Below are 11,862 nucleotides of genomic sequence, written 5' to 3'. Positions count from 1 at the left end.
TTTCCTATCCCACCTCTAAACAGCGATTTTCTTCCTAAAAATTCCTTACAATAGCCCGCTATTGCTTCAGAATTTTTAGTTGAAACTCACTATTTACAGGCGTTCTGAATCCTAAATTAGAATCGAACTCAGGTTATTATTAAGTCCAATTGCTATACCTTTTTCTGATGTCATTTCGGATGCATTATCAAACATATTAAATATTCTATTGGTATTTTTTGCTTCTCTGTCTTTACTTTCTAAAACAATTGGAATAACCTTATGCCAGGCTAATTTTCTTTTAGCTTTTCTTATATCTTTCTTTACTTGTTTGTGGTCATAAAGGTATGCAGCTATTTCTCCCCATTCAGTTGGTGTTGGTAGACGGTAAGTAACTTTCTTATTCAGCTTTTTGCTTACAACTTTTGATCTCCATTCACAATATGCTATAGCCTGTTCATAGGATACCATAACCAGAGGTTTGTACCAGTTCTCTTTACTTAATGGTAATGATTTTAAACCATCCGGAATAAACCTTTTCATCTCAATAGAATCTAATTCTATTTCTTTATGTCTGATAAATTCAAGGTAGTGAATGTTTAAAATTTCAGTTTTATCTACATAATAATTTTTAATTTTTTTTGGTGCCGGGTGGGCATTCATCAAATGTGAATGACAGAAAAAATAGTATATAAGAAATAAGTATTCCCATGAAAGTAATCATTTATGTGCTATAAAGTAGATAGAGTCTGTTTTTGAAATGGACTAAAGCTTTATAATCTTTCTGGATTCTTGCTCTAATTTTAGTTGCTAATTCAAATGGCTATTAAAACTTAGCCACCAATTTTCCAAATTGCTTGCCTTCCTTCATTTTATCAAAGGCCTCTACAATTTCTTCAAAAGGTCTAACAGAATCAATTATAGGTTCAATTCTATTTTTCTTCACATAGGTAATCATCGCTTTAAATTCATCATCATTGGCCATTGTACTTCCTTGCAAGGTGATTTGATTCCAGAACATGCGGTGCACATCCAGATTTTGAGGTTTGCCTTGAGTGGCGCCATAAAAAACAATTCTACCTGCCGGCTTCATTAATTTTATAAGATCATTAATTCCGTCACCTGCTGCACTGTCAATCACTAAATTAAATCCCCCTGAAGCTTGTTTTGCTTTTTTCACCCAATCTTCATCCTTATAGTTAAAAGCTTCTTTAGCTCCTAATTCAATGGACTTAGTTCTCTTTGTTTCATCACTGGAGGTCACATAAACATTGGCACCTTTAGCCAAGGCAAATTGAAAGGCAAATTGCGCTACACCTCCACCAACTCCAGAGATCAATACATTTTCATTTTTTTTGCAGTTCCCATGATGAAATAATGCCCTGAAGGCTGTCATTCCACCCAATGGAAGAGCAGCTCCTCCTTCGGCACTTAAATGAGCAGGTTTTTCAGCTATTTTTTTAGTATCTATAGTTACGTATTCACAAAACAACCCATCGGAAGGAGTTCCTAAAATATGATATTGTGAGGATTGAACTTTTGGGTTTTCGCCCCAGTCAATATTAGGATTAATTAAAACTTCTTTGTCTTTCCAAACAGCATCTACTTGTTCTCCGATTTCCATAACCGTTCCGCAAGCATCGGAGCCTAAAATAGTTCCAGGATTTATTCCCGGGTATTTCCCTTCTCTTATAAATTGGTCTCTATGATTAAGAGCCACTGCCGTAATTTTTACTAATACTTCGTTTTCCTTGGGTTTTGGAATTTCTTTATCAATAAAATTGAGTTGATTATTATCTCCTATAATCAGTGCTTTCATTTTTACTTTTTTTAATTAAAAACCTGTCAGGTTTCTAGAATATAGAATTGTAAAATGATAATATCTTCATCCTTATTATTAAATGTCTAACCTGACAGGTTTCATTATAATTTAAAAAGGAGCTTCATCTGAATCCTTCTGATTATCCTTTCCTGTAGCCTTGCTAGGTAAAGTAACTGCACTAGGAGCTTCAAAATCAGAAGGAACTCCTGCCTGAGAAGGAAATGTAGTTCCGTATCCCGGAACTCCGCTATCGCTTCCAGGTGCATCAAGATCTGAAAATTTGGTGAATCGACCAATAAATTTCAGTGGAACGGTATCCAGAGATCCGTTTCTATGTTTTGCTATAATTACTTCACCTACGTTGGTTGTTGGCATACCGTTTTCGTCCTCTGTTATGCCATAGTATTCTGGTCTATATAAGAACATAACCATATCGGCATCCTGCTCAATAGAACCTGATTCCCTCAAATCGGAAAGTTGCGGTCGTTTATCTCCACCACGGGTTTCCACAGCACGGCTTAACTGAGAAAGGGCAATTACAGGAACATTCAGTTCTTTTGCGATATTTTTTAATGATCGAGAAATAGAAGCAATTTCCTGTTCACGATTTCCTCCTGCGCCTCCCGACTTTGAAGTATCACCCGACATCAACTGCAAGTAATCTATTACTACCAGTTGAATGTCGTGTTGCTGTTTCAACCTCCTACATTTCGCTCTTAATTCCAAAATGGATAGGGCAGGAGTGTCATCAATAAAAATTGGGGCTTCCGTTAAAGCGGCCGTTTTATGAACCAACTGTTGCCATTCGTAATCCTTTAAATCTCCTTTTTTAATTTTTTCTGAATCCAATTCCGCTTCAGAAGAAATCAATCTATTGACCAACTGTACGGAAGACATTTCCAATGAGAAGATAGCAACAGGTTGTTTAAAGTCCACAGCGGCATTTCTGAGGGCTGAAACGATAAATGCGGTATTGTGCGTAACAGTCATGTCTTCCAATAGAAATCTTTTGTTTCCATCGATTTCAAAACCGTAATAATCATCTACTTTATCATATTCAATGGTGATTCCAGTACATCTCCAATCCTTAATAGATTTTCTAGGACGGGCGATTTTTCTTGAAATCTTGGTAGGAATAACATCTATATTACCTGAAATTCTAATTCTGAAAACATCGCTGATTTTTCTACCATCAATAGAGGCATCTTTTTTTCTAATGGATGTTCTAAAGCCCAAAGTATCACATAAAAACTTCACTTGATTAGATAAATGCTCACTTTTTTGTACAATTTCAAAAACATTGTAATCGCTAGAATAATAACCATCAGCATCAATAATCCCAGCCAATAAACTTAATCGGTTTTGTTGGCTATTAATTAAATATTTTTCAGGGATATGTTTATTCTGAATTAGATTTAGCTGTCTTAATTCAGCTTGTATGGAATAAATCTTTTGTTTGCCTCTGCTTCCTTTAGTAATGGCAAGATTTGGTGCTTTTCCTTCCTGTTGGTAAGTCATCATTTCCAGTCCTAGCTCATCTGCATATTCTTGCATGAAGGCAGTCACTTCTTCATCAACATTTGTGATTCTGGAACTGTATTGATGTCCATCTCCAAGCCATAAGCCTAAAAAGTAAGGATTGATACCTACTTGTTTTTCCTCAAATTCAACTGGGACTTTATAACCTTTATAATTTGACTTGAATTTATCTGATTTATCAAGATATTCTCTTAAGCAAATATCTAATTTATCTCCTTTTTTATGCTTTCCTTCATTTCTACTTCTTTTTAAAGAAAGAATATGAGATTCGTTTACTCGATAGCTTATAGCAGAATTTTGATGAACCCAATACATTCTCTCTCTTCCTCTAGCCAGTGATTGTACGGTTCTAGGAGTTGAATCATCTCCCATTAATTTTTCTCCTACTTTTACATCCTCAACATTTTTCAATGCCCCATCAAACATCAAAACCTTAGTTCCTTTTCCCAAACATTTCCCCATACCCGGCCTTGCGGCTATAATCACCATATCTGATTTTTGCCATCCGGATGTTACGCGATCCAGGGCGGAGAAGCCAGTAGGTACACCTGTTAAACCATCTGTATGATTTCTTCTTTCTTCTAATTCCACAAATGCTTGCTTCATTAGAGAAGACATATCAGCATAATTCTTTTTGATGTTAGAGTTGGTTACATCAAATAATTCCTGCTCAGTTCTGTCTAATAAATCAAAAACATCTGTAGTATCCTCGTAAGCATCTTCCTGAATTTCCCGGGAAATTTTAATGAGTTGCCTTTTAATTGCCTGTTCAGCAATTATTCTAGCATGGTATTCAATATTAGCTGCGGAGTTTACTCTTGAAGTAAGGGAAGTAATATAGTAAGCTCCTCCAATTAAATCTAGTTTCCCATTTTTTCTTAACTGATTCGTAACCGTCATTAAATCAACAGGTTCCGAATTGTTGAAAAGTTGTACGATAGCTTTATAAATTTCTTCATGGGCTTCTCGATAGAAACTTTCAGGTTTTAAGATATCAATAACGTTTGTTAAAGCATCTTTTTCTAGCATTAAAGCACCCAATACTACCTCTTCTAGTTCAACCGCCTGAGGGGGCATTTTCCCCATATTATCGCTTATATCAAGCTTTTTGTTTTTTTGACCAATTCTCAATGCGGATGATTTTTTTGATTCCATATGTTCCCCTACTTTTCTTGAAATTCCAAAGGCTAACAAATCTAAATTATTATTTCTTTTATCTTTAGCAAAAACCGATCAAGTTTTGGACAACTTATCCACAGCTTATCAACATCTAAAATCTTAAGATAATTTGCCACAGCATAAACTTTATTCTATTTTTGGATAATCTAATACAAACTCAATGGATTTAAATCATATTAAGCAAGTACATTTTATAGCAATAGGTGGTAGCGTGATGCATAATCTTGCATTAGCCCTTCACAAAAGAAATATTAAAGTTACAGGTTCTGATGACGAAATTTATGAACCTGCGGCAGGAAAATTAAAAGCAGCTGGATTAAATGCTTCCATAGGATGGAATCCTGATCAACTCCACAAAGAATTGGATGCAGTTATTTTAGGGATGCACGCCAAAGCAGATAATCCAGAATTGAAAAAGGCACAGGAACTAGGTTTGAAAATTTTCTCCTTTCCTGAATTTATCAGAGAGGTATCGGCTAATAAACAAAGAATTGTAATCGGAGGGAGTCATGGAAAAAGCTCTATTACGGCTATGATTATGCATGTCTTGAAATCGGCTGGCAAAACATTTGATTATTTAGTGGGTGCTGAAATCGAAGGATTTGATTTGACTGTCCAAATATCGGATGCAGCCATTATTATCATTGAAGGAGATGAATATTTAGCTTCAAAATTGGATCCACATCCTAAGTTTTTGAAATATGATCATCATATTGGGGTGATTTCGGGCATTAAATGGGATCATAAAAATGTATTCCCAACCATTGAGGATTACACTAAGCAATTTGATCTTTTTGCTGATAAGACACCTAAAGCAGGTTCCTTAATTTACTGCGAGGAAGATAACCTAGCCAATATAGTGGGAGCTAAGGAACGTGAAGACGTTCGTAATCTTCCTTATGCAGCTCATGATTCAGAAATTAAAAATGGTGAAACTTACCTAAAAACCAAAGACCATGGAAAGGTGAAAATAAATGTTTTCGGTAAGCATAATCTTCAAAATATAAAAGCAGCCTATGAAGTGTGCAATATTTTGGGTGTAGCAGATGATAAATTTTATGATGCTATTGCAACCTTCAAAGGAGCAAAAAATAGATTGGAATTATTGGCGGAAAATAATGGGATGAGAGTATTTAAAGATTATGCACATGCCCCATCAAAATTGAAGGCTACAGTTAATGCTTTGCATCATCAATTTACTCAAGGTAAAATTTGTGTGGCTTATGAATTGCACACCTTTAGTAGTTTGGATAAGGAATTTATAAAGGAATATAAGGATACTTTAAAGCATGCTGATGTAGCCTTTGTGTATATAAATCCAGACAACCTTAAGATTGAAGGAGATAATAAATTGAATGAATCTGATCTTAAAGAGGCTTTTAATAATTCTGATTTACAGTTTTTTGATGATGAAAATGAGTTGGAAAGAGCAATGGGAAATCAAAAAGGAAAGGTTTCGACTTTTGCATTTTTAAGCTCAGGTCATTTTGGAAAATTAGATTTAAAAGAAACTTCTCAAAATTTAGTTAAATAACATATGTTTTTAAAGCTCAAAAATCCATTAGTTATATTCGACCTGGAAACCACCGGAACCAATATAGTAAACGACAGAATAGTTGAATATTCTTTCGTGAAAGTAATGCCGGATGGTGATGTCATCAAAAATACGGAAAGGGTAAATCCTGAGAGACCTATTCCCATTGAAAGTAGTTTGATTCATGGGATTTATGATAAGGATGTAAAAGATAAGCCTACTTTTAAAACATTAGCCAAGGAGTTATCTGCATTTTTGTATGGGTGTGACTTGGCAGGATTTAATATCTTAAAGTTTGACGTCCCGGTTTTGGTAGAAGAATTTTTGAGAGCAGATGTTGATTTTGACATTTCAAAGCGAAAATTATTAGATGCACAGAAGATTTTCCATATGATGGAAAAGCGAACTTTAACTGCTGCTTATAAATTTTATTGCGGGAAAGATCTGATTGATGCTCACTCCGCTGAAGCGGATACTCTTGCTACGCTTGAAGTATTGGATGCCCAGATTAAAAAATACGAAGGTGAAAGTTTAAAGGATTTAAAGGGTAAGGTGTTAGGTACAATTGAAAATAATGTCGAAACCTTACATCAAATCACTAATGATAATATGGTCGATTTGGCAGGTAGATTTGTCTTCAATGATGATGGTATTGAGGTTTTCAATTTTGGAAAACATAAAGGAACACCCGTGGAAGTTGTGATGAAAAGAGAGTCAGGTTATTATGACTGGATGATGAAAGGAGACTTCCCAATGGACACTAAAAGGAAACTAACAGAGATAAAACTTAGAGGATTTCAAAAATAACTTTTGAATTTTACACTAATCATTGAAGCCCGAATTATAGATTTAATTTGGGCTTTTGTTTTGCACTTCAGATATAATTGTAATAGTCACAACTAGTTTTAGGACTAAAATTTTAATTTAATTTTTGCTATACCCTACATTAACTATAATTGAAGCGTTCAAACAATTTTCCAGTAGAATATTTTGCATATTTTTAGGTATTATAAAAATAAACTATAAAGTGCTATTGAATTGAATACGGGATATTTAGAGCAAATAACTGACATTTTGGATAACCAAAGCCTTAATTATGAGCTTTTGGAAAGTTTGAATATCTCTAATTTTCATGACTATAAATGTTACTATCTTCTTATTGAGAGGAGTATCCTTTATGCTATCTCAATAGGAGAAGTAGACAGTAAAAAATCTCAACTTTTTTTTAAAAATTTACAAGAAGTATCTCGTTCTATTCAAGGACAAAAACTGACCTTTATTATGGATACTTCCCAGATGGTTAATATTCCGGCTTCAGCTAGAGAAGAAATCCATTTTTTTGATCTGTCATTCAGGAAATATTGGTCTGAATTTTTATTTATCTATGATGGAATTGGGAAAGTAATTTTTGACATGTATGAGCAATACAAACCAGAACATTTAGTAGGTGTTAAAAAGGTCAGCAAGCCTATTTTAGCTATTGATTATGCAATAAATATAATTAAGCCTGAAGTATCTGATGATGTTTATCTCAATTCGCTCAGTAGAGAAGAATTAATCCATGAAATTAAAAATTTAAAGGAGAAAGTATCTGAACAGAGTGAAGGTAATAATAAAACAAATAAGGTAATTGACATTCTGACTGATTTAAGCTGGAATGGAAAAGATACTAAATTGTTGGAAAATGAGGATGAAGAGCTAAGTTCCATTTATGGTTTAATGAATACCATAATCACTGATTTCAAGGATGTTAACCAGGAATTAGAAGGGTTAAAAGATGATTTTTATAAAAAGCTTCAATTTCAGGTAGGTGAAGTTTTACATCAGGAGGCTAGTTTAAGAGCTATTTTCGACAGCCTTGAATCTATGGTATGGATGATTGATACTGAATTTAATCTCTTAGCTTTTAATAATAAGTTTTTCAATCACCTAAAGTCTCAATATGGCATCACACCTGAAGTTGGGATGAATATATTAGAACAGGCGGAATTGGTAGCCCATTACGAAAAAACAATTAAGCGGATCAATTTAGCATTGAACGGAACAGAGAAAAATTATCGGGATTTTCACAAAGAAAATGACAAGATTGTAAAAGTAGTGGACTCTAAGATTTTTCCTGTTATGGTCAATAAGTATATTAGTGGGATAGTGTGTCTCACAGATGATATCACCGAAACCTTTGAGGCTCAGGAAAGAATTAAAAGTAATGAGCGGATTGTTGCTTCAGTAAATAAAAATATTTCCGAAGCTATTTACAGAAGTTCACACGATAAAGGATTGATTTTTATTAATGAGGCTTTTGTGAAAATGTTTGGTTACGAATCAAAAGAGGAACTTTATCATCATGCTAAACTTAATAGTATTTATGCCAATCCGGATGACAGACAACGATTAGGAAAGTTATTAATTAAGGAAAAAGAGGCAACCAATGTAGAGGTTCAATTTCGCAAGAAGAATGGAGAGATTTTTACAGGTCTTATCAGCAGTATGGTAAGTGAAGATGAAGAAGGAACCAAATATTTTGATGGAGCTATAAGAGATGTTTCTGCTATAAAAAGCGCACAGGAGAAACTCAAAAAGCAGAATAGGGAATTAAAAAAATTAAATATTGAACTGGATAGCTTTGTTTATAGCGCTTCCCACGATTTAAAAGCCCCACTTAGTTCAGTTAAAGGCTTAATCAATTTGGCTAAAAAGGAAAATGATAAAGATAAATTAGCCAATTATTTAGATTTAGTAGATAAAAGCATCAATAAACTAGATGATTTCATTAAAGATATAGTGGATTTATCACGAAACGCTAGACAGGAGGTGCAAGCGGATTCAATTGATTTTGAGGAAATAGTGCAGGATACCCTTGATAATTATCAATATTTAGAAGATTATGATAAAATAGAAAAGCGGATTAAAATTGATGCTAATATTGAATTTTATTCAGATAAAAGAAGATTAAAAGTGATATTCAATAATCTTATATCTAATGCTATTAGATACTTTAATCCATTTATTGATAATCCATATGTAGAAATTAAGGTTAAGGCAGATAATGAAAAAGCTATAATAACAATTTTAGATAATGGCTTAGGGATTCAGTCTCAATATTTGAAGAAAATATTTGAAATGTTTTTCCGAGCCTCTAGTAATAGTAAAGGAACTGGCATAGGTCTTTATATTGTAAAAGAAACTATTCAAAAGATTAAGGGTGAAATTCAGGTTAATTCCGAAGTGGAAAAAGGAACCACCTTTACGGTTACGCTTCCAAATCTTAAATCTCAACCATTTTGATTTTCAGATTCAATTTCATTTACTAAATCTTCATACCACTCTTTACTGTAATTCCTTATCAAAGCATCTTTCAGAAACTTATATAGTGGAACGCCAAGTTTTTCACCAAAATCACAGGCGGGATCGCAGATTTCCCACCTGTCGTAATTTAAGGCATCATATTCATCATATTTTGTAATCCTTACTGGGTATAAATGACAGGAAATAGGTTTTAGAAAATCGATTTTTCCATCATTATGAGCTTGTTCGATGCCACATTTTAAGATATTTTTTTCATCATATACAGCATAGGCACATTCTTTTTCGTTGATGGTAGTAGTACTATAATCACCTTCCCAATCTTCAATATATTCACCTTGCTCTTCTATGGCTTTGATGCCCTCTGCTGATAAATAAGGCTTCACTTTTGGGTAGATTTCTTTCATGATCGGTAATTCTTCATCTGTTAGAGGGGCCCCCAGATCACCTTCTACACAACATGCACCTTTACATTTTTCAATGTTACACACAAAATTTTTATCTTTAATGTCATCTGTGATGACTGCATTGCCTACTAATATCATATTGCAAAATTAATTTTAATTGATGGAATTGTCTCAATAGAATTGAAATGATTTTTAAAAAAGCTGTATTGAGAGAGAAAAGTTCCGCAGCTTATTTAGTAGGCAATAAGACCCGAAATGAAGTACCTTTTCCTAAAATACTATCCACTGTAACCTGACCATTATTGAGTTCTATGAACTCTTTTACCAACATTAGGCCTATGCCTGCTCCGTTGGAAGAAGAGTTCCCAATTAAAGTATCTTTACTAATTTCGAACAACTGCTGCAATTTTTTTGGCGGTATCCCCACTCCTGAATCTGTTACTTCAAGCTTAATCATCTCATCATTGTGTTTCTTTGATGAAATTGATATTTTACCTCCAAGAGGTGTGAATTTAATGGCATTTGAGATAATATTTCTGAATACAATTTGTATGCTTTCTTTATCTACAAGAATATTTTCATTTTCTGCCATCGATATTTCAAGGGTTATTTTTTTTGCTTTTAGTTGTGACTCAAATAATTTTTTTATGATCAATAATTCTTCATGTAGATTAATAGTCGTTTTTTTAATTTCTAAGCCTTGCATTTGGCTTTTTGACCATGCTAAAAGATTGTCTAGTAGATAGTAAGAGCTATCAAATTCATTTTCCAAATTATGAGTCAATTGCTTAAATTCTTCTTCACTTACTGCCTTTTTTTTATATAAACCTAATATTCCCTTTAGGGATATGATCGGACCTCTTAAATCATGAGATATGATGGAAAATAACTTGTTTTTAACTTTATTAAGCTCGTCTACCTTTTGAACTTCTAAGTCCAGTTCATTTTTATTGATAAATGAAGTCATTTTCTGACGATCCAAAAGATAGGAAGCTAAAATCCCTACCATATAGATTACAAAAAGCTGTGAAATCTGTCTTTCAGCAATAACTGAGTATTTAATGTTTTCAATATATAAAATGTACCCTATAAAATTGATGCTATTAACAAATAAAGCATAGCGAAAACGCATGCCCATAATAGTAGAGATGATGAAAATTATGACCATTAATATATTCGAAAGGAAAATATCAAATGCAGGGTCATTATTGAAATGATAATGCAAAAAGAAAAAAAAGGATACGAACAAGGCTATCAAAACCCCCATATATTGAGTGAATTTGTATTTTTCTTTCTTAAAAAGAAAAGTTAAGCCACCTAGCGCCATTAGAATTAGAGCCATTCCACCACGAAAGGCAATAGATACAATATCAGGTTTATATCGAATTACATCTACGAAAATGAAGATAATACTTAATGCTGTACCCAATATAATGACAAAACGGAGCGCATATAAATCATCCTTATAGCTGCTAAGATTGAATTTCTTCTCTGTTTTGGGGTTTTTGAACCACAAAAAAAATGGATTATATTGATAGAGCTTATTCAAATTTGAGAAATTTATATCAATTTAATAAAAATATTGCAACATGATAGCAATAAATGAATGTCCCTAGTTAATTATTAAGCGAGCTTTGGTTCTTAGCTTGAGCTTCAATCTCCATATTGAAATATTTTTAATCTATATTTTTGTAATTACGCTAAAATCCATACTTTTGGATTTAAATTGTTTTTAATGTAAACCAAAGAGTAGAATTATCTTTCCCCAACCAAAACCATACCCTCCCCGCGCCAGTCAAATAATATCAGTGCTGGCTCCCAGTATATACAAGCTAGCGCGAGCTTCCAGCTCATACTACATTCAACCCGGCTCAACCAAAATGTTAGTGCATGCGTGTCGCGTGTGCTCATTAAGTTTGGCAGTTATCCTAGTATCAATTGCCATTAACTTATTAATACCAGCAACGGCATATTCCCAAAAACTAGCGCGCGTTGCGAAGCAAAACGCGTGCTGTCTCATTTGCTTGATTTTAGCTTTCCCTGCTTTTACGCAAAACACTTCCAATCCAGTTCAGATCACTTCCAATCTAATCCCCCCT

Annotated in this window: 9 protein-coding genes; 4 read left to right on the top strand and 5 right to left on the bottom strand. The window is 33.6% G+C overall.

The features are described 5' to 3' along the window. Positions 1-111: 111 nt before the first annotated feature. The 3 genes from Q0L29_RS13570 to dnaB form a co-directional block, all read right to left on the bottom strand. Positions 112-642, bottom strand: a complete 531-nt coding sequence (locus tag Q0L29_RS13570; RefSeq protein ID WP_296622496.1) for an SUMF1/EgtB/PvdO family nonheme iron enzyme — start codon at positions 640-642, stop codon at positions 112-114. Between the two features lie 163 nt (positions 643-805). After that, positions 806-1,798, bottom strand: a complete 993-nt coding sequence (locus tag Q0L29_RS13565) for a zinc-binding dehydrogenase (RefSeq protein ID WP_296622494.1) — start codon at positions 1,796-1,798, stop codon at positions 806-808. Between the two features lie 111 nt (positions 1,799-1,909). Then, positions 1,910-4,495 carry a replicative DNA helicase gene (dnaB, locus tag Q0L29_RS13560; RefSeq protein ID WP_296622492.1) on the bottom strand — a complete coding sequence of 862 codons (2,586 nt, stop codon included), beginning with the start codon at positions 4,493-4,495 and terminating at the stop codon, positions 1,910-1,912. A gap of 184 nt (positions 4,496-4,679) precedes the next feature. Here dnaB and murC point away from each other — a divergent pair, with 184 nt between their 5' ends. From murC to Q0L29_RS13545, 3 genes are all read left to right on the top strand, one after another. After that, positions 4,680-6,053, top strand: a complete 1,374-nt coding sequence (gene murC / locus Q0L29_RS13555) for a Mur ligase domain-containing protein (RefSeq protein ID WP_296622491.1) — start codon at positions 4,680-4,682, stop codon at positions 6,051-6,053. 3 nt (positions 6,054-6,056) lie between these two features. Next, the gene (locus Q0L29_RS13550) at positions 6,057-6,860 is read left to right on the top strand and encodes a 3'-5' exonuclease (RefSeq protein WP_296622489.1); all 804 of its coding nucleotides are present in this window, start codon (positions 6,057-6,059) and stop codon (positions 6,858-6,860) included. Between the two features lie 231 nt (positions 6,861-7,091). Beyond that, entirely contained in the window at positions 7,092-9,338 is a 2,247-nt protein-coding gene (locus tag Q0L29_RS13545; RefSeq protein WP_296622488.1) for a PAS domain-containing sensor histidine kinase, read from the top strand. Here the strand turns inward: Q0L29_RS13545 and Q0L29_RS13540 are convergent. Both Q0L29_RS13540 and Q0L29_RS13535 read right to left on the bottom strand, forming a co-directional pair. Continuing rightward, a complete protein-coding gene (locus tag Q0L29_RS13540; protein ID WP_296622487.1) occupies positions 9,326-9,901 on the bottom strand; it encodes a DUF3109 family protein in 576 nt (191 codons plus the stop codon). The two genes, Q0L29_RS13545 and Q0L29_RS13540, sit on opposite strands and share 13 nt — an antisense overlap. 91 nt (positions 9,902-9,992) lie before the next feature. After that, positions 9,993-11,312 (bottom strand): sensor histidine kinase KdpD, encoded by a 1,320-nt coding sequence (locus Q0L29_RS13535; protein ID WP_296622486.1) that lies wholly within the window; start codon positions 11,310-11,312, stop codon positions 9,993-9,995. 367 nt (positions 11,313-11,679) lie between these two features. Here Q0L29_RS13535 and Q0L29_RS13530 point away from each other — a divergent pair. Beyond that, a partial coding sequence (locus Q0L29_RS13530) for a hypothetical protein (protein ID WP_296622485.1) occupies positions 11,680-11,862 on the top strand: 183 nt, incomplete at its 3' end.

The sequence above is a fragment of the Marivirga sp. genome, assembly GCF_024636815.1.
Classification (GTDB): domain Bacteria; phylum Bacteroidota; class Bacteroidia; order Cytophagales; family Cyclobacteriaceae; genus Marivirga.
Note: the sequence above shows the minus strand (reverse complement) of the source record. Positions and strands in the feature narration are given on the sequence as shown.

What these genes read in the sequence shown, in the direction of transcription:
- Q0L29_RS13570 (WP_296622496.1), bottom strand. Translation starts at nt 642, where the DNA reads ATGAATGCCCACCCGGCACCAAAAAAAATTAAAAATTATTATGTAGAT.
- Q0L29_RS13565 (WP_296622494.1), bottom strand. Translation starts at nt 1,798, where the DNA reads ATGAAAGCACTGATTATAGGAGATAATAATCAACTCAATTTTATTGAT.
- dnaB (WP_296622492.1), bottom strand. Translation starts at nt 4,495, where the DNA reads ATGGAATCAAAAAAATCATCCGCATTGAGAATTGGTCAAAAAAACAAA.
- murC (WP_296622491.1), top strand. Translation starts at nt 4,680, where the DNA reads ATGGATTTAAATCATATTAAGCAAGTACATTTTATAGCAATAGGTGGT.
- Q0L29_RS13550 (WP_296622489.1), top strand. Translation starts at nt 6,057, where the DNA reads ATGTTTTTAAAGCTCAAAAATCCATTAGTTATATTCGACCTGGAAACC.
- Q0L29_RS13540 (WP_296622487.1), bottom strand. Translation starts at nt 9,901, where the DNA reads ATGATATTAGTAGGCAATGCAGTCATCACAGATGACATTAAAGATAAA.